At 72.6% G+C, this 16033-nt stretch carries 21 protein-coding genes; 10 read left to right on the top strand and 11 right to left on the bottom strand.

The window, feature by feature from the left end; translation table 11 throughout:
* Positions 1-6 precede the first annotated feature (6 nt).
* From G514_RS0104990 to G514_RS0104960, 7 genes are all read left to right on the top strand, one after another.
* Entirely contained in the window at positions 7-870 is an 864-nt protein-coding gene (locus tag G514_RS0104990; protein WP_028650859.1) for a prephenate dehydratase, read from the top strand.
* 118 nt (positions 871-988) lie between these two features.
* Positions 989-1666 carry a nickel pincer cofactor biosynthesis protein LarB gene (larB, locus tag G514_RS0104985; RefSeq protein ID WP_028650858.1) on the top strand — a complete coding sequence of 226 codons (678 nt, stop codon included), beginning with the start codon at positions 989-991 and terminating at the stop codon, positions 1664-1666.
* On the top strand, positions 1663-2850 hold the full coding sequence (larC, locus tag G514_RS0104980; protein ID WP_245582107.1) for a nickel pincer cofactor biosynthesis protein LarC: 1188 nt from the start codon (positions 1663-1665) through the stop codon (positions 2848-2850). The genes larB and larC overlap by 4 nt, the downstream gene beginning before the upstream one ends.
* Positions 2850-3440: a TMEM165/GDT1 family protein gene (locus G514_RS0104975; protein ID WP_028650856.1), complete on the top strand. Its 591-nt coding sequence runs from the start codon at positions 2850-2852 to the stop codon at positions 3438-3440. The genes larC and G514_RS0104975 overlap by 1 nt, the downstream gene beginning before the upstream one ends.
* Positions 3441-3461: 21 nt before the next feature.
* Entirely contained in the window at positions 3462-4709 is a 1248-nt protein-coding gene (locus G514_RS0104970) for an arginine deiminase (RefSeq protein WP_036563655.1), read from the top strand.
* Positions 4710-4882: 173 nt separating this feature from the next.
* Positions 4883-5260, top strand: coding sequence for a Crp/Fnr family transcriptional regulator (locus tag G514_RS0104965; RefSeq protein ID WP_028650854.1), 378 nt, complete (start codon positions 4883-4885; stop codon positions 5258-5260).
* 1 nt (position 5261) lies between these two features.
* A complete protein-coding gene (locus tag G514_RS0104960; protein WP_245582106.1) occupies positions 5262-6266 on the top strand; it encodes an adenylate/guanylate cyclase domain-containing protein in 1005 nt (334 codons plus the stop codon).
* Between the two features lie 3 nt (positions 6267-6269).
* Here G514_RS0104960 and G514_RS24970 read toward each other — a convergent pair whose 3' ends face one another.
* The 7 genes from G514_RS24970 to G514_RS30120 form a co-directional block, all read right to left on the bottom strand.
* On the bottom strand, positions 6270-6500 hold the full coding sequence (locus G514_RS24970) for a hypothetical protein (protein WP_036563651.1): 231 nt from the start codon (positions 6498-6500) through the stop codon (positions 6270-6272).
* 24 nt (positions 6501-6524) lie between these two features.
* Positions 6525-6941 (bottom strand): MerR family transcriptional regulator, encoded by a 417-nt coding sequence (locus tag G514_RS0104950; protein WP_036563697.1) that lies wholly within the window; start codon positions 6939-6941, stop codon positions 6525-6527.
* Complete coding sequence (locus G514_RS0104945; protein WP_028650851.1) at positions 6941-7270, bottom strand: hypothetical protein; 330 nt, start codon at positions 7268-7270, stop codon at positions 6941-6943. The genes G514_RS0104950 and G514_RS0104945 overlap by 1 nt, the downstream gene beginning before the upstream one ends.
* 133 nt (positions 7271-7403) lie before the next feature.
* Entirely contained in the window at positions 7404-8342 is a 939-nt protein-coding gene (locus tag G514_RS0104940) for a DUF5926 family protein (protein ID WP_028650850.1), read from the bottom strand.
* 11 nt (positions 8343-8353) lie between these two features.
* Positions 8354-9154: a glycerophosphodiester phosphodiesterase gene (locus tag G514_RS0104935; protein ID WP_028650849.1), complete on the bottom strand. Its 801-nt coding sequence runs from the start codon at positions 9152-9154 to the stop codon at positions 8354-8356.
* Between the two features lie 16 nt (positions 9155-9170).
* Positions 9171-10676 (bottom strand): Ig-like domain-containing protein, encoded by a 1506-nt coding sequence (locus tag G514_RS0104930; protein WP_028650848.1) that lies wholly within the window; start codon positions 10674-10676, stop codon positions 9171-9173.
* 147 nt (positions 10677-10823) lie between these two features.
* Positions 10824-11000, bottom strand: a complete 177-nt coding sequence (locus tag G514_RS30120) for a hypothetical protein (protein WP_157544607.1) — start codon at positions 10998-11000, stop codon at positions 10824-10826.
* 4 nt (positions 11001-11004) lie between these two features.
* Between G514_RS30120 and G514_RS0104920 the strand changes: the two genes are divergently transcribed.
* Positions 11005-11937, top strand: coding sequence for a hypothetical protein (locus G514_RS0104920; RefSeq protein WP_157544606.1), 933 nt, complete (start codon positions 11005-11007; stop codon positions 11935-11937).
* Between the two features lie 12 nt (positions 11938-11949).
* Here G514_RS0104920 and G514_RS0104915 read toward each other — a convergent pair whose 3' ends face one another.
* Together G514_RS0104915 and G514_RS0104910 are read right to left on the bottom strand one after the other, a co-directional pair.
* A complete protein-coding gene (locus tag G514_RS0104915) occupies positions 11950-13158 on the bottom strand; it encodes an ATP-binding protein (protein WP_028650845.1) in 1209 nt (402 codons plus the stop codon).
* 159 nt (positions 13159-13317) lie between these two features.
* Positions 13318-13560, bottom strand: coding sequence for a hypothetical protein (locus G514_RS0104910; protein ID WP_036563648.1), 243 nt, complete (start codon positions 13558-13560; stop codon positions 13318-13320).
* Between the two features lie 163 nt (positions 13561-13723).
* Between G514_RS0104910 and G514_RS0104905 the strand changes: the two genes are divergently transcribed.
* Together G514_RS0104905 and G514_RS0104900 are read left to right on the top strand one after the other, a co-directional pair.
* On the top strand, positions 13724-14602 hold the full coding sequence (locus tag G514_RS0104905) for an Fpg/Nei family DNA glycosylase (RefSeq protein ID WP_028650843.1): 879 nt from the start codon (positions 13724-13726) through the stop codon (positions 14600-14602).
* 130 nt (positions 14603-14732) lie between these two features.
* Positions 14733-15050: a rhodanese-like domain-containing protein gene (locus tag G514_RS0104900; RefSeq protein WP_245582105.1), complete on the top strand. Its 318-nt coding sequence runs from the start codon at positions 14733-14735 to the stop codon at positions 15048-15050.
* Between the two features lie 31 nt (positions 15051-15081).
* Here the strand turns inward: G514_RS0104900 and G514_RS0104895 are convergent, their stop codons facing one another.
* Entirely contained in the window at positions 15082-15516 is a 435-nt protein-coding gene (locus G514_RS0104895) for a hypothetical protein (protein WP_028650841.1), read from the bottom strand.
* Complete coding sequence (locus G514_RS0104890) at positions 15516-16028, bottom strand: hypothetical protein (protein WP_028650840.1); 513 nt, start codon at positions 16026-16028, stop codon at positions 15516-15518. Before G514_RS0104890 ends, G514_RS0104895 begins: the two co-directional genes overlap by 1 nt.
* Positions 16029-16033 lie beyond the last annotated feature (5 nt).

Genomic DNA, 16033 nt, shown 5'->3' with positions numbered 1-16033 from the left:
GCGGCGGTGACCGAACCGCGCCGCATCGCCTACCAGGGCGAGCCGGGTGCCAACTCCCACCAGGTGTGCCGCGAGCACTACCCGGACCTGGAGGCCGTGCCGTGCGCGTCGTTCGAGGACGTGTTCGCGGCGGTCGAGGGCGGCGCCGGGGTCGAGCCCAGCGCGGACCTCGCGATGATCCCGATCGACAACTCGATCGCGGGGCGGGTCGCGGACATCCACCACTTCCTGCCCGACTCGGGGCTGCACATCGTGGCCGAGCACTTCCTGCGCATCCGGTTCCAGCTGCTCGGGATCCCCGGCGCGCGACTCGACCAGGTCCGCACGGTGCACAGCCACGTGCACGCGCTGGGCCAGTGCCGCAGGTTCATCCGCGAACACGACCTCAACCCCGTGATCTCCGGCGACACCGCCGGCGCCGCCCGCGAGATCCTCGAGGCCGGCGACCCCACCCAGGGCGCGATCTCACCGCCGCTCGCGGCCGAGATCTACGGGCTCGACGTGCTGGCGGAGGACGTCGAGGACGAGGACCACAACACCACGCGGTTCGTGGTGCTCTCGCGCGACCTCGTCGAGGCGGCGCCCGGCAACGGCCCGGTCGTGACGTCGTTCATCTTCAACGTGCGCAACCTGCCCGCGGCGCTCTACAAGGCCCTCGGTGGCTTCGCGACCAACGGCGTGAACATGACCAAGCTCGAGAGCTACATGGTCGGCGGGTGGTTCACCGCGACGCAGTTCCTCGCCGAGGTCGACGGCCACCCCTCCGACCCCGGCGTCGCGCGCGCCCTCGAGGAGCTGCGCTTCTTCACCACCGACGTGAAGATCCTCGGCGTCTACCCCGCCGACTCCTTCCGCGAGGACCACGCCTGACGCCGGCTCGTCTCATCGCCAGCCCGATCGACCTGGCAGCCATCACGGAGGCGACCGACTGACCTACGAGCGGCACCTCGAGGCGCTGCGCGAGACAGCCGGCGACTAGCCTGACCCGGTGGAGCCGGACCCGTTGACCGAGGACCTCGGGTTCGCGCGCGTCGACCTCGACCGGGCCCGCCGCACGGGTGACGCGGAGGTCGTCTTCGGCTCCGGCAAGACGCCGGGCCAGGTCATCGCGATCCTGCGGACGCTCCACGAGCGGCACCCCGACCGGGCGGTGCTCGCGACGCGGCTGTCCGAGGAGGCGCTCGCGCAGGTCGCGACGTCGCTGCCAGAGGCGAACGTCGACGCGGTCGCGCGCGCCGCGACCCTCGGCCCGTTCCCGGAGCCCCGGGGCACCGTCGCCGTCGTCTCCGCCGGCACCAGTGACGCCCCGGTCGCGGCCGAGGCGGCGCTGTCGATCCGCGTGCACGGCGCAGGCGTCGAGGTGATCGAGGACGTCGGGGTCGCCGGGCTGCACCGGCTGCTCGCCGTCCAGGACCGCCTCGAGGCGGCCGACTGCCTGGTCGTCGTGGCCGGCATGGAGGGCGCGCTGCCGTCCGTCGTCGGCGGACTGACCGGCGTACCCCTCGTCGCGGTGCCGACCAGCGTCGGCTACGGCGCCTCGTTCGGCGGTCTTGCCGCCCTCCTGGCCATGCTCAACTCCTGCGCGCCCGGCGTGACCGTGGTCAACATCGACAACGGGTACGGCGCGGGCGTCTTCGCGGCGCGGGTGGCGCGGGCCGCCCGATGACCGGCACCGTGACGACGATCTGGGTCGACGCCTCGTCGGGCGCGAGCGGCGACATGCTGCTCGGCGCGCTGGTCGGCGCGGGCGTGCCGGTCGAGACGATCCGGACGGCGGTCGACGCCGTCTCGCCCGAGCCCGTCGAGCTGCGGGTCGAGGCGGCCACCCGCCACGGGTTCGCCGCGACCCGCGTGCACGTGGAGGTGGCCGACTCGGCCCACCACCGCACCTGGCGCGACATCCGGACGCTCCTGCTCGAGGCGCCGCTCGCCGACGACGTCCGCGACCTGGCGCTGCGTGCCTTCGAGCGGCTCGCGGTCGCCGAGGGCACGGTGCACGGCCACGACCCGATGGACGTGCACTTCCACGAGGTGGGCGCGCTCGACGCGATCGCCGACGTGGTCGGGGTGTGCGCGGGCTTCGTGCACCTCGCGGCGGGCGAGGTCGTGGTGAGCCCGGTCGCGGTCGGCTCGGGGTCGGTGCGCGGTGCGCACGGCGTCCTACCGGTGCCGCCGCCGGCGGTCGCCGCGCTGCTGACCGGCGTGCCGTCGTACGCCGGACCCGGCGAGGGCGAGCTCTGCACGCCGACCGGCGCCGCGCTGCTGACCACGCTCGCCACGGCGTACGCCGCCCAGCCGGCGATGACCACCACGGGCATCGGCGTGGGTGCCGGCGGTCGCGACCCGGAGAGCCACGCCAACGTGCTGCGCCTGCTCGTCGGCACCGCGGTGCCACGGGCCGAGGACCCCGACGACCTGCTCGTCCTCGAGACCAACGTCGACGACCTCGACCCCCGGCTCTGGCCGGAGGTCATCGCCGCGGTCATGGCGGCCGGCGCCCTCGACGCCTGGCTCACCCCGATCCTGATGAAGAAGGGCCGCCCGGCGCACACCTTCCGTGCTCTCGTCGCCCCCGACCGCGCTGCCGAGGTGCGCGCGGCGGTGTTCCGGGAGACCACCACGATCGGGATCCGCGACTACCCCGTGTCGCGGCACGCGCTCCCCCGCGAGACCACGACGGTCACGGTGGGCGGCCTCGAGATCGCGGTGAAGGTCGCGCGGCTCGACGGTCTCGTGGTCACCGCGCAGCCGGAGTACGACGACGTCGTGCGCGCCGCCCGCGCCCTCGACCGGCCGGTCCGCGAGGTCCTGGCGGAGGCGACGGCGGCCGCCCGGGTGCTGACCGCCTGATGGACCTCGCCGCCCTCGCGCTGACCTTCGGCGCCATCTTCGTCGTCGAGCTGCCCGACAAGACGTTCCTCGCGACGCTCGTGCTCGCGACGAAGTACCGGCCCCTGCTCGTCTGGCTGGGCGTCGGCGCGGCGTTCGCCGTGCAGACGACTGTGGCGGTGCTGCTCGGCCACGCGGCGTCGTTCCTGCCCGAGGAGGTCGTGCAGTCGGTCGCGCTGCTGCTGTTCCTGGCGGGAGCGGTGATCCTGGTGCGGGAGGGACTGCGCCACCAGCAGGCCTCGGGCGAGGAGTACGTCGAGGGCGCCACCAATGCCACCGGCTTCCGGGCGGTGCTGGCGTCGTTCCTGGTGCTGTTCGCGGCCGAGTGGGGCGACCTCTCCCAGCTGCTGACGATCTCGCTGGTCGCGCGCTACGAGGCGCCGGTGAGCGTGTTCGTCGGCGCGCTCGGCGCGCTGCTGCTCGTGAGCGGGCTCGCCGTGCTGGCGGGCCGCACGCTGCTGCGGTTCGTGTCGCTGCACGTCCTGCACTTCGTCGGCGCCGGGGTCTGCCTGCTGCTCGCGGCGCTCACGCTGACCGAGCTCGTGCGCTGACCCCTGACTACAGTTCGGCCCATGACGCAGGGATCCCCGGACAGCGCCGCGACGCCGCCGCACGGCGCGGACAGCGAGGTCGGACGGCTGCGCACCGTGATGCTGCACCGCCCCGGCCCCGAGCTCAAGCGGCTCACCCCGCGCAACAACGACAAGCTGCTCTTCGACGGCATCCCGTGGGTGTCGCGAGCGCAGGACGAGCACGACGCGTTCGCCGACGAGCTGCGCCGGCGCGGGGTCGAGGTGCTCTACCTCACCGACCTGCTCACCGAGACGCTCGAGCAGGAGGAGGCGCGGGCCGCCGCGATCGAGGAGGCGCTGCGCGACCTCGACCTCGGCGACACGATGAGCGGCTACCTCGAGGGGCTGCTCGGCGAGTCGAGCCCCGCGGAGCTCACGACGTACCTCACCGCCGGGATCCGCAACGACGAGGTGCGCGGCGGGTTCGGCCTGGTCACCTCGCTGCTGGCCTTCGACGACTTCCTCATCGACCCGCTGCCCAACCTGCTCTTCACGCGCGACTCGTCGGTCTGGGTGCGCGACCGGGTCGCGATCACGTCGCTGGCGATGCCCGCGCGCAAGCGCGAGACCGAGCTGACCGAGCTGATCTACACCCGCCACCCCCGCTTCGTCGGCACGCCGCGCATGCACGGCGCGCACCTCGAGCACGTCGAGGGCGGCGACGTGCTGCTGCTCGCGCCGGGCGTCCTCGCGGTGGGCTGCGGCGAGCGCACGACGCCGGCCGGCGCCGAGCGGCTGGCGCGGCAGTGCTTCGAGGCCGGCCTGGCGCACACGGTGCTCGCCGTCCCGATCGCGCAGGAGCGCGCGACCATGCACCTCGACACGATCTGCACGCTCGTCGACGTCGACAAGATGGTCGTCTACCCCAACATGGCCGACTCGCTGATCGCCTACACGGTCCGCCCCACAGGTGACCGCGAGGCCAGCGGCCGCCTCGTGCTCGAGGTCGGGAAGGCGGAGCCGTTCCTCGTCGCCGCTGCGGCGGCCATGGGCATCGACAAGCTGCACCAGATCGACACCGGCCTCGACCCGGTCACCGCCGAGCGCGAGCAGTGGGACGACGGCAACAACACGCTCGCGCTCGCCCCACGGGTGGCCGTCGCCTACGAGCGCAACGACGAGACCAACGCGCGGCTCGAGGACGCCGGCATCGAGGTCGTCCGCATCGCCGGCTCCGAGCTGGGCTCGGGCCGGGGAGGCCCGCGCTGCATGAGCTGCCCGGTCTCGCGGGAGCCGCTGGGGGCCTGACCCCCGTGCTGCCGAATCGACGCAATTGCGCTGGATCGGTCTTGTTCCACGCGTGAAACAAGACCGAATCAGCGCAAAGGCGCCCGTTCGGCTCTCCCAGGCCCCCCGCCGAGACCGTGCCCTCAGGCAGGCTCCGTCGTTCTGCTAGACAGACCCGACCCGAAAGGCTGGCCATGGCAGACACCTTCTTCTCGATGTTCACACCCGAGGAGATCGCTCTCATCAGTGCCTCCGGCACCCGCGTCACGCTGCCCGAGGGCTGGGCGCCGATCTCGGAGTCGACCGGCGCGGACAAGGCCTACATCATCCTGAACGGCACGGTCTCGGTCCGCTCGCACGGCGAGGAGGTCGCCCAGCTCGGCCCCGGCGACATCGTCGGCGAGACCGCGATCCTCAACCACTCGCTGCGTACGGCGACCATCGTCGCGCTGACGCCGCTGGAGCTCATCCACTTCACCAAGGAGCAGCTCGACCGGCTCGGCGTGGAGATGCCGTCGTTCCACGAGGCGCTGGAGAAGACCGCCGCCGAGCGGTTCCCGCAGAAGTCCTGACTTGGACGAGCCCGACTTCTCCGAGGCGCTCGACACGATCGAGCGCTACCTCCTCGGCGACGTCCCGTCGCTGACCCGAGTCGAGGTCTGCGAGCGAGCGGGCGTGCCGATCGAGGTCGCCCAGGAGCTGTGGCGGCTGCTCGGCTTCGCTCACCAGCCCGACGACGCCGTGGCCTTCACCGAGGCGGACGTGAAGGCGCTGGAGTACACCCACGACCTCGTGAAGCTCGGCATCCTCAGCCCCGACCGGCAGGCCGCCCTGGTGCGCACGTGGGGCCGCAGCTTCGCCCGGCTCGCCGAGTGGCAGACCCTCCTGCTCACCGACCTCGCGCTGGAGAGCCCCGACCCGGTGCAGCAGGTCACCGACCTCGCCTCGGAGGTGCTGCCCCGCGTCGAGGAGCTGCAGAACTACGTCTGGCGGCGCCACCTCGCCAGCGCCGGCGTGCGGTTGCTGGCGAGCGACTCCTCGGGGTCCGACACGTCGCGGCTGGCCGTGGCCTTCGTCGACATCGTCGGCTTCACCTCGCGCAGCAAGGAGCTTGACGAGACCGAGCTGGTCGAGTGGCTGGAGTACTTCGAGGCCGAGTGCTCCGGGCTCGTCATCGACCACGGCGGCCGGGTCATCAAGAACATCGGCGACGAGGTGCTCTTCGTCGCCGAGGACGTCGCCCGCGCCGCCGACGCGGCGCTCACCATGACCGCGCGCGGCTCCGACCCCGACGACAGGTTCCCGGAGGTGCGGGCGGGCGTGGCGTACGGCGACGTCGTCTCCCGTCTCGGCGACGTCTTCGGCCCCACGGTCAACGTCGCCTCGCGGCTGACGTCGATCGCGCGCCCCGGCTCGGTGCTCGTCGACCAGGGCGCGCACGACGCGTTGACGGGCGACACCGAGGACCAGGGCCATGAAGAGCGCGAGCACGCCGGCTTCTCGTTCCGCCGGATGAGGCGCACGTCGGTGAAGGGCTACTCCCGCCTGCAGTCGTGGGTCCTGCGACGCGCGGGCTGACCCCTACCGGGTGGCGACCCGACGGCGTACGACGTGGAGCGCCGTCAGCGCCAGTGCCACGGCCAGCGCGACCACCAGCCCGACGGCCAGCGCGGCGCTGAGCACCGCCACCGCGCCCGTGCCGATCCCGAGCACCCCGACGACCGGCGGTGCGCAGCAGGCCGCGCACGCCGCGAGTCCGCCCGCACCCGTCACCACGCCCAGGCTCCGGCGCTCTCCGGGCTCGGTGCTCATCGTGTGGTGCTCATCGTGTGGTGCTCATCGTGCGGACCCGACCGACGCCAGGTCGACGAACGGGATCGGGCAGCACTCGCTCGTGGCGCACTGGTGCAGGTCGTCGCAGCCCATGTCGAGCGCGGCCACGAGGTTGTCGCGGATCGTGGTGAGGTCGGCGATCCGGGCCTCGACCTCCTCGAGCTTCTCCCTCGCCCTGGCCTGGAGGCCGTCGTCGCGACCGCGCCGGCGGCCGACGGCGAGCAGGTCGCGCACCTCGTCGAGCGTGAAGCCGAGGCGTTGCGCCGCCTTCACGACCCGCAGCCGCGTCACCGCCTCCGGCGCGTAGACCCGGTGTCCGCCGGGGCTCCGGTCGGGCCGCTGCAGCACCCCGCGCCGTTCGTAGTAGCGGATCGTCTCCCGGTTGACCCCGGCCGCGGCGGCGAGCTCACCCGCGCGCATCACCGGGCCGCTCGCTCGGCGAGGTTCGCGAGGGAGGCGAGGAGGTCGCCGCGCTCGGGCGGCACGCCGACGTCCAGCACGACCGCGTCCGCCGCCCCGGAGATCCGGAAGTCGAAGAAGGAGCAGCACGCCGACTCGCGGGCGGTCAGGTCCGCGACCCGCTCGTGCAGGTCGGCGTCGCCGGCCAGCTCGAGCCGCAGCCGGTCGCCCGCCCACGACGAGCCGGTGAGGTGCCTGGCGAACAGCCCGTCGAACTCGGCCAGCCGCAGCGACCGCTCGAGGGTGGGCAGCGTGCAGGCGTCGGTGGTCAGGAGGTCGTCGGTGGTCACGAAGCCATGATGAACCCGGACCTGGGTACCGGATGCAAGTCTCGCTGTGAGATCGCGCCCGAGGACGCGCTGCTACCGCGTCCTCGGGCTGGTCTCTGCTCAGGCAGCGGGGCTGAGCCTCCTAGGCCGTGGCCTAGCGGATCGTGACCTGGCGGTTGGCGAGACCGGAGCGGGCGGCCCGCTGGTCGGCGTCGAGCGCCGACTCGTCGGCCAGCGCGTTGCCGAGGTCCTCGGCGAACGTCGAAGCAGGGTCCTCGAGCGCCTCGGGCCCGGTGCCGACCGGCAGGTCCCAGACCGGTGCGAGGAGGCCGTGGGCGCGGAACATGCCGACCAGGCGCGCGTCCTCGACGATGACGTCGCGACCGGCGACGTGGAGCCTGGCCAGCGCGTCGAGCAGCCGGTCCTCGGGCTCGGGCATCACCCAGCGCAGGTGCTCCTTGGTGCCGACGTCGGTCCAGTACGCCGCCTCGACCTGGGTCAGGCGCGCGGTCGGGTTGGCAGCGGCGTTGGCCTGCTCGAGCGCGGCGGCCAGGTCGTCCTTCTCCTCGACGTCGGCGATCCAGAACTCGAAGCCGTCGTGCACGGTGACCTCGAGCCGGGTGTCGGTCACGAGGTCCTGGAGCCGCGGCGCGTCCACGCCCGGCGGGTCGGTCAGCCCGACGACACCGGGCTCGTCGGCGTCGATCGCGAGCTGCAGCACCGCGCCGAGGTCACGGGACGGGTCGCCGAAGTTGTGCTGGACCTGGAGCCCGAGCCAGAGCTGCCCGCTGTCGCGGACCATCGCCGGCGCCGCCATCGGCAGCAGCGTGCACAGCTGGACGGGCTTGTCGGTGCCCTTGACGGTCAGCGGGGCGGTCGCGCTCGGCACGAGCTCGCGCATCGCGACGATGTCGCACTCCGACGGCAGCCCCTCGAACGGCCGGCCGACGTACACCGCCGCCGCGCCGCCCGCGGACCCGTGGCACGCCTTGTAGCGCTTGCCCGACCCGCACGGGCACGGCTGCCGAGGGCCGACCTCCCCCGGGGTGGTGGACTGGGTCTCTCGGGCCTTGGTCCGCGACTTCTTCGCCATGGCGCCGAACGCTACTTGCCGAGCAGCTCCAGCACGTACGCCGGGCGGTCGGTGATGACCGCGCGCACGCCGAGCTCCTGGCAGCGACGCAGGTCGCGCTCGGTGTTGACCGTCCAGACGTGCACGGGGTGGCCGGACGCGACGATCTGCTCCGCCAGCCGCGGGTGTTCCTGGAGCAGCTCGATGCCCGGCCCCACCAGCCAGTCCTTGTGCATCATCCGGCGCACCACCGGCCAGTACGCCGCCTTGTCGACCAGCTGCACAAGCTGCACGTGGGGGGTGAGGCGGTGCATCCGGTGCAGCGCGGTGTTGCTGAAGCTCATCACCCGGACGGGGTTCGGCTCGGGCAGGTCGGGCCCGTCCCACCCGAAGTCGTGCAGCATCGCCGCGACCCGCCGCTCGACCAGCCCGCCGTACCTCGTCGGGTGCTTGGTCTCGATCGCCACCTCCACCCGGCGGTCGTAGTCGGCGACCATCTCCAGCAGCTTGCGGAGCGTGAGCACGCTGTCGAGGCTCTTGTCGCGGTCGGGCGCCTCGTCGTCGAGCTCGGCCCACGGGCTCTTCCACGCCGCGAAGTCCAGCGCCTCGAGGTCCTCGAGGTTCGAGGTCGAGATCAGGCCGCGGCGCGACGCGGTGCGCCGGAGGTCGCGGTCGTGCACGCACACCAGGTGCCCGTCGGCGGTCAGCCGCACGTCGCACTCGAGCCCCTCGGCGCCCGCGTCGAGCGCCTTCACGTAGGCGCCGAGGGTGTGCTCGGCGTTCTCGAAGCTCGCGCCCCGGTGTGCGACCACCTGGGGCAGCGGCGGGGTCATGACCTCATTGTGGCGGTCAGTGGCGCTTGTGGACCCGCTTGACCTTCCACGAGATCGTGAGTGTCGGCGACACATTGCCGGCGGCGTCCACGGCCACCACCGACAAGCGGTGCTTGCCCCTCTTGACCTTGAACGCGACGGAGGACGCGCACGGGGTGTAGGCCGCACCGTCGAGGCTGCAGCGCAACGTCGACCCGGGCTCACTGCTGAAGGCGAGCCTCACCTTCGCCTTCCGCTTGCGGACCTTCACGACGCGCTTGGGCTTCTTGGCCACGCTCAGCGCCGGCGGCGTGGCGTCGACGCTGAACGTGCGCGCGACCGGGGTCGGGTCCACGTTGCCCACCGCATCCACGGCGCGCGCCTCGAAGACGTAGGAGCCGTCCTGCAGCCCGCTCGCGGAGAACGGCGTCGCGGCCGGGCACGGCACGAAGGCGGGAACCGCGGTGCCACTGCGGTAGAGACGACAGCCGAGGTCGGCCCCCACGTCGTCGCTCGTCACACCGAAGGACACCGAGCGCGTGGTGAGCACACTGCCGTCAGCCGGGCCCGCGACGACGCTGGTCTCGGGCGGCGTCGCATCGATGACGAACGTGCGTCGGGAGGGCTGGACGACATTGCCGACGGCATCGGTCATCTCGGTCCGGAGCTCGTAGGTGCCGCCCGGCAGGTCGGTCACGGAGTGGCCGGCAGTCCCGGCGGAGCAGGGCCCGAAGCTGGCGGGCGACCCCGAGGGCGTCACGGAGCACCTCGCCGTCACGGAGGTCAGGTCGCTGACCGAGAACGCCCAGGTCTGCGTCGAGCCCGGCCCGAAGGTGTCGCCGTCCGGTCCGGTGATCACGACGGACGGTGGCGTGCGGTCGATCGTCACCGTCCGGGCGGCGCTCTCGGCGACGTTGCCGGCGGCGTCGTACGCGCGCGCCCTGACGGTCGCCGGCCCGCCGGCGAGGGACGAGGTGTTGAAGGTGCCGGTGAACGGCGGCGAGGTCCGCGCCAGGACCATGACGTCGCGGACGAGGAACTCGACCTTGACGACCCCGGCGTTGTCGGTCGCCGAGGCGCCGAGCGGAAGCATCGGGACAGCGGGGCCGAGCACCAGGCCGTTGGGTGGGTCGGTCAACCCGACCGAGGGCGCGGCCACGTCGCGGAACACCGCGGACACGGTGCGCGGGATGGAGACGAGGAGCGTGCAGGTCCGACCAGAGACGAGGGGGCAGTCGTCGAAGTGGTCGAAGACGAACCCGTCCCGGTCGGCCGCGGCCGTGAGCTCCACCTCGGGGGGCTGGAAGCACGGGGGTGGTGTGTCCTCGCACGGCTCGTTGGCGTAGAACTCCGAGCAGTCGCTGCCGGCGGACTCCGTGCAGGTGATGCCGGGGCCGGTCACGGTGCCCTTGCCCTGGATGCTGACCGTGACGGTGCCCTGCGCGGCGGCGGGTCCCGACGTGCCGACAGACGCCACGACGCAGGAGGCCACGAGGGCGACCGTGAGGACGAGCAGGGTGGCGGGGCGGGAGCGGAGGGCCATGGACACCTCGAGATTGGGAGAGAGCCGAGGGGGTCCCGAGAGCGGCGTGAGCCAGATAGGAGACTAAGTCAACCAATCGACCCGCACCCTCATCCTTAAGGACGATTTGCCCGGTCGGCCACGCGCTGCGCGCCGACACCGCCGCGCCTATCTCTCCTCGCCGCGGAGGCTCCGGTAGGCCAAGGTCGCCGCGATGGCCCCCGCGATGAGCGGTCCGATGCTCAGGGCCGGCTCGATGTCGACCACCGCGAACAGGATCACGACGAAGGCCGCGCACAGCACGAAGGAGCCGACGGACAGGAGGAGTGCACGTTCCTGGCTCATGCCCGTGGCGTCTCCCCGTTCCAGCCCGCGCGAAACCTCCGCCGTCGGCTCCTCGTGGTACGACGAGCACGTGACCGGGCACAGCGAGTCGACCAGCAAGACCTACCTCTACCTGCGGGTCGGGCTGGTGGCCCTCGCGCTCTTCCTCGGGGCCTCGCTCGTCCTCGAGATGGCCTTCGGCAGGACCGAGTGGCTCGGCTCGATCAGCGCCTACTACTACACACCGGTCCGCAGCGTCTTCGTCGGGACCCTGTGCGCGATGGGCGTCTGCCTGATCGCGATCAAGGGCCGCGACCGGCCGCGCGAGGACCTGATGCTCAACCTGGCCGGGATGTGCGCACCGGTGGTCGCGCTGTGCCCCACGCCCCTCGACGACAGGTCCGTCTGCGGCAGCGCGACCCCCTGCGTGCCCGACACCGTCGTGCCGGGCGTCGTCAACAACATCGAGGCGCTCCTCGTCGTCGGTGCCCTCGCGGTGCTGTTCGCCGCGCGCACGGTGCGGCGCGGCCGCGAGGAGCGCCGTGACCTGCTCGCCCTGGCCATCTCGGCCGTCGGGCTGACGGCGTTCGCGCTGTGGTTCGCCCTCGGCCGCGACTCCTTCCTCGACTACGCCCACTACGGCACCGCGGTCCCGATGTTCGGCCTCATCGTTGCCGTGGCCCTGGTCAACGCCGCCAAGGTCGACGAGTTCGTCGCCGCCGGGGGCACCCTCACCGTCGGCCGGGCCGCGACGTACAGGCGGGCCTACCGCTGGATCGCCTACGTCATGGGCTGGGTCATCGGTGGCGCACTGGCCCTGTTCGTCGTCAAGGCCGCCAGCGGCGCCGAGCCGTTCGCCCGCTGGGTCTTCGTCGTCGAGGCGCTGCTGCTGGTCGCCTTCACGGCGTTCTGGGTCCTGCAGACGCTGCAGTACGCCGAGGACGGCACCCCGGACTGACGCTCCTCGCGCTCACGCCTGCTGGCGCAGGTAGCGGCCGAAGTGGGGCACGGTGAAGGCGATGCGGCCGCGCTCGCCGGAGTAGATCAGCCCCTTCTTGAGCAGCGCGTCGCGCGCCGGCGACAGCGACTGGGGCTTCTTGCCCAGCACGCCCGCGACCTCGGCGGTGGCGACCGAGCCGACCGGGTCGTCGGGGTCGTCCTCGGGCCCGGCCGCGTCGGCCATCGCCCGCAGGTAGTCGCGCTCCCCCGGCGTCGCGCGCTCGTAGCGGCTGCCGAAGAACCCGACCGCCAGCTCGCGCTCGGCCTCGGGCGCGGCGACCGCGACGTCGGCGGCGGTGATCGGTGAGCGCGGGGCGAGGTCCCAGACGGTCTTGCCGTAGGCCTGGATGAAGTAGGGGTAGCCGCCGGTGGCGGTGTGCATCGCGGCGAGCGCGTCGTCGTCGTACGACGCGTCCTCCTCGGCGGCGGGCGCGCTCAGCGCGCGGTCGGCCTCGGCGCGCGAGAGGCGGTCGATGCGCTGGTAGGAGAACAGCCGCTCGGAGTAGGACTTGCTCGCGCTCAGCACGGCGGGGAGGTGCGGCAGGCCCGCGCCGACGACGATGACCGGCAGCCCCGACTGGCTGACGTCGTGGCACGCCGCGCACAGGGCGGACACGTCGTCGGGCCCGAGGTCCTGCATCTCGTCGACGAACACCGCGACGCCCTTGCCGAGGTCGGCCGCCAGCCCGCCGACGTCGTTCATCAGCTCGACCAGGTCGATCTCGACGTCACCGGAGTCGGCGCGTCCGCGCACCGCCGGGGCGTCGATGCCCGGGCTCCACCGCTCGCGCAGCTTGGCGTCGGGCCCGGCCTGCCGCTCGGCGAAGGAACGGATGACCCCGAGCACGTGGTCGGCGTCTCCGCCGTCGTCGGCGCCGGGGCCGAGCTCGCGGACGGCCTGGTGCAGCGCGCTCGCGAGCGGCCGGCGCAGCGACTGGTCGGGCCGGGCCTCGAGCTTGCCGGTGCCCCAGCCCTTGCGCACCGCCTGTCCGCGCAGCGCGTTGAGCAGCACGGTCTTGCCGACCCCGCGCAGCCCGGTCAGCACCAGCGACCGCTCGGGCCGGTGCCGCGCCACCCGCTCGAGCACGACGTCGAACGCCCGCACCTGCTCGCCCCGGCCCGCCAGCTCGGGCGGTCGTTGCCCGGCGCCGGGTGCGTACGGGTTGCGGACCGGATCCATGGCTACGACGGTATGGAACCGTCTAGCGAATTCCGTAGATTTCGCCGCCTCGGCGTTTCTGCTGACGAGGAACTGCCCCCACGAAACTGCCGCTGACCGGATGGAGTTCCTTGCGGTCAGCGCCAGTTTCACCGGGTACCCGGTGAAACCTCCCCGCGGTCAGGCGGGCTCGCGGGTCGGCGCGTGGCGGTAGGCGCGGTCGAGACCGGAGCGGAGGAGCTCGATCAGCTCCGGCACCTCCTCGACGGCCAGGCGGAACGACGCCGCGCACACGTTGTCGCGCCACAGCGACAGCACCACGACGTCGGCCTCGGAGTGCCACGAGACCCGGAGCGCGCGCTCGCTGCCGCGCGAGTCGAGGAAGATCGACCCCAGCTGAGGCAGCGGCCGGGCGGCGGGCATCTGCCCATTCTGCTCGCCGGGTCCACGCCTGTCACTGGCTCGCTGGCGTGGGAAGGTCCGGGCCGGCCGGGGTAGTCCGTGACGCAACGGCCCCGATGGGTGCCGATCCGGGGTCGTTTCGTCACGGACTACCCCGGAGGGTGGGCCGACTTACACTTCCTGCGTGCCCGAGCTGCCCGAGGTGGAAGCCCTGGCCCTCGACCTCAAGGGCCGGCTCGACGGGCACGCCATCGCCACGGTGCACATCGCGGCGTTCAGCGCGCTGAAGACGTTCGACCCGCCGCTGCGGGCGCTCGAGGGGCTGCTGGTCGAGGACGTCGGCCGGCACGGCAAGTTCCTCGACGTCACCGTGGGCGGGCTGCACCTGGTCATGCACCTGGCGCGGGCCGGCTGGATCCGCTGGAAGGACGAGGTGCCGACGGTGCCGCCCCGGCCCGGCGGCAAGAACCCGCTCGCCGCGCGGGTCGTGCTCGACGACGGGTCGGGCCTCGACATCACCGAGGCCGGCACCAAGAAGAGCCTCGCGATCTACCTCGTCCGCGACCCGCAGGAGGTCCCCGGCATCGCCAGCCTCGGGCCCGACCCGCTGACCGACGACTTCACGCTCGAGAGGTTCCGCGAGATCCTCGCCGCCGAGGGCCGCAAGCAGATCAAGGGCGTGCTGCGCCACCAGGGCACCATCGCGGGCATCGGCAACGCCTACTCCGACGAGATCCTGCACGCCGCGCGGATGTCGCCGTTCAAGCCCGCCTCGTCGCTGCTCGAGGGCGAGGACGACACCGAGCTGGTCGTGCTCTACGACGCGATCCGGGTGACGCTCGGCGACGCCGTCGAGCGCTCGCGCGGGCTGGCGATGAGCGAGCTCAAGGGCGAGAAGAAGTCCAACCTCGCCGTGCACGGCCGCACCGGGCAGCCGTGCCCGGTGTGCGGCGACACCGTGCGCGAGGTCTCGTTCGCCGACTCGAGCCTGCAGTACTGCCCCACCTGCCAGACCGGCGGCAAGCCGCTCGCCGACCGGCGGATGAGCAAGCTGCTCAAGTAGCCCCTACCAGCAGTAGCACCGCCGAGGCGAGCGCCGCGCGCATGGCGAGGCCCGGGGTCGTGGCCGAGGGTCGTCGGTCCGGGGTCGAGCGGCGCGTGGTCAACTGGACCACATGAGTGGCGTTCCCACCGTGGCCATTTCAGGCGTCCCCGACCCGCTGCCCGACGGCCTGTCGGTGGTCGACGTGCGCGAGCCCGTCGAGTGGCACCACGGCCACGTCGAGGGCGCGATCCACATCCCCCTCGGCGAGCTGACCAGCCGCCTCGACGAGGTGCCGGAGGGCCAGACCCTCGTGGTCTGCAAGGTCGGCGCGCGATCGGCCCGGGCGGTGATGTGGCTCTCGCAGCAGGGCCGCGACGTCGTCAACCTCGACGGCGGGCTGCTCGACTGGGAGGCGGCCGGCCGGCCGCTGGTGAGCGAGTCCGGCCAGCCGCCGACGATCGTCTAGCGGCGTACGACGCCGGGCGCGGCCCCTGGTCCTAGCCGTCCGTCTCGCCGCTCAGCTCCGGGCAGGTCTTGGAGATGTACTCGTCGAGGGCGTCCAGCTTCTTCTGGTCCTCCTCGCTGACGTCGCCGAGGTCGGCCAGGTCGTCGACGCTCGCCGAGTCGGACAGGTCCTTGATCTTCCCGATCGTGAGCTCGAAGCCGTCCTCGGCCGCGTCGGACATGTCGTCGGGCGTGCCGACGTCCTCGAGCCGGTCCGCGGCCTCCTTGAGCGTCTTGATGTAGCCCGCGAGGTCCTTGGTCGGGTCGGCCTGGGCGAAGTCGTCCTGGAACGTCTTCAACGCGCCGCAGAACTCCTTCGTCGACGGAGCGGCGTCGCCCCCACCTCCGCCGCTGCCGTCGTCGTCACCGCAGCCCGCAGCCGCACCCGCGACGAGCACGAGGGACGCGGCGAGCAGACCCAGCCGCATCAGCCGTCGTCGCCGGAGTCGTCGCTCGCCTCGTCGCTGGGCGCGTCGCTCGAGTCGCTGCCCTCGTCGCTCTCCGAGGCGCCGCTGCCGTCGCCGAGGTCGGGGCAGGTCTTCTCGAGGTACTCGCTGAACGCCTCGGTCTTCTTCTCGTCCTCCTCGGAGAAGTCCTCCTCGAGCCCGGCCATGTCCTCGACCGACGCGTCGTCGGGCAGGTCGTGGATCGCGTCGAGGGTCAGCTGGAGACCTTCCTTGGCGTCGTCGGGGATGCCGTTGGGCGTGCCGACGTCCTCGATCCGCTGGGCGGCCTTCTTGAGGATCTCGCCGAGGTTGTCCTCCTGCCCGGTCACGCCCGAGAGGTCGTCTGCGAACGCCGCGAACGCCGCGCAGAAGTCCTCCGTCGACGCCGCGTCGTCCGCCTTCGCGTCGCCGCCCTTGCTCCCGTCGTCGTCGCCGCACGCGACGGCGCCGCCGGCCACGAGGACCAGGCTTGCGGCCAGCAGTCCGAGCTTCATCCAGG

Origin of the sequence: Nocardioides halotolerans DSM 19273 (assembly GCF_000422805.1) — a bacterium.
Taxonomy (GTDB): domain Bacteria; phylum Actinomycetota; class Actinomycetes; order Propionibacteriales; family Nocardioidaceae; genus Nocardioides; species Nocardioides halotolerans.
The sequence above is the reverse complement of the archived record's forward strand: the minus strand, read 5'-3'. Positions and strand labels throughout refer to the sequence as shown.

Coding starts and splice junctions, on each gene's coding strand:
- G514_RS30120 (WP_157544607.1), bottom strand. CDS start 11,000: ATGAGCCAGGAACGTGCACTCCTCCTGTCCGTCGGCTCCTTCGTGCTG.
- G514_RS0104890 (WP_028650840.1), bottom strand. CDS start 16,028: ATGAAGCTCGGACTGCTGGCCGCAAGCCTGGTCCTCGTGGCCGGCGGC.
- G514_RS0104975 (WP_028650856.1), top strand. CDS start 2,850: ATGGACCTCGCCGCCCTCGCGCTGACCTTCGGCGCCATCTTCGTCGTC.
- G514_RS0104940 (WP_028650850.1), bottom strand. CDS start 8,342: ATGGCGAAGAAGTCGCGGACCAAGGCCCGAGAGACCCAGTCCACCACC.
- G514_RS0104965 (WP_028650854.1), top strand. CDS start 4,883: ATGGCAGACACCTTCTTCTCGATGTTCACACCCGAGGAGATCGCTCTC.
- larC (WP_245582107.1), top strand. CDS start 1,663: ATGACCGGCACCGTGACGACGATCTGGGTCGACGCCTCGTCGGGCGCG.
- G514_RS0104935 (WP_028650849.1), bottom strand. CDS start 9,154: ATGACCCCGCCGCTGCCCCAGGTGGTCGCACACCGGGGCGCGAGCTTC.
- G514_RS24970 (WP_036563651.1), bottom strand. CDS start 6,500: ATGAGCACCGAGCCCGGAGAGCGCCGGAGCCTGGGCGTGGTGACGGGT.
- G514_RS0104895 (WP_028650841.1), bottom strand. CDS start 15,516: ATGCGGCTGGGTCTGCTCGCCGCGTCCCTCGTGCTCGTCGCGGGTGCG.
- G514_RS0104930 (WP_028650848.1), bottom strand. CDS start 10,676: ATGGCCCTCCGCTCCCGCCCCGCCACCCTGCTCGTCCTCACGGTCGCC.
- G514_RS0104970 (WP_036563655.1), top strand. CDS start 3,462: ATGACGCAGGGATCCCCGGACAGCGCCGCGACGCCGCCGCACGGCGCG.
- G514_RS0104910 (WP_036563648.1), bottom strand. CDS start 13,560: ATGCCCGCCGCCCGGCCGCTGCCTCAGCTGGGGTCGATCTTCCTCGAC.
- G514_RS0104915 (WP_028650845.1), bottom strand. CDS start 13,158: ATGGATCCGGTCCGCAACCCGTACGCACCCGGCGCCGGGCAACGACCG.
- G514_RS0104950 (WP_036563697.1), bottom strand. CDS start 6,941: ATGCGCGCGGGTGAGCTCGCCGCCGCGGCCGGGGTCAACCGGGAGACG.